Source organism: Allomuricauda sp. TY007 (genome assembly GCF_010468565.1).
In the GTDB taxonomy this organism is placed as follows: domain Bacteria; phylum Bacteroidota; class Bacteroidia; order Flavobacteriales; family Flavobacteriaceae; genus Flagellimonas.
The window spans coordinates 1-520 of the sequence record NZ_WUEG01000057.1; the positions used below are offsets into that span (position 1 = coordinate 1).

Consider the following 520-nt stretch of genomic DNA (forward strand, 5'->3'; position numbering starts at 1 on the left):
AAATTTTGTATGCCGATTGGATCGCCACCGGAAGGTTATACCGACCCATAGAGGAGAAGCTCATGGATGACCTGGGCCCCTATCTTGCCAATACACATTCCTATTCAAGCGAGACGGGGAAAGTGACCTCCAATCTCTATATGGAGGCTCGGGATCGCATCAAAAAACATGTGAATGCCGATGGGGATGATGTCTTGGTGACCACGGGCAACGGTATGACGGGGGCATTGGCCCGATTACAACGGATTATGGGCCTCAAAGGGCCACGGCCGTCCGACCCAAGGGAGGTGCCCGTGGTGTTCGTCACCCACATGGAACACCACTCCAACCAGGTGTCCTGGCAGGAAACCATGGCCGATGTGGTGATCGTTCCTCCCGTGGAAAATATGATGCCCTGTCCGGACAGGTTGGCTGATCTTTTGTGGAAATACAAGGACCGAGCCCATAAAATAGGCGCATTCACCGCATGTTCGAACGTGACCGGTGAGCTGGTCGACCACAAAGGTCTGGCGAAGACCAT

1 protein-coding gene is annotated in these 520 nt (G+C 54.0%); it reads left to right on the forward strand.

What is annotated here, in order from left to right:
• A partial coding sequence (locus GO009_RS17410; RefSeq protein WP_163627973.1) for an aminotransferase class V-fold PLP-dependent enzyme occupies positions 1–520 on the forward strand: 520 nt, incomplete at both ends.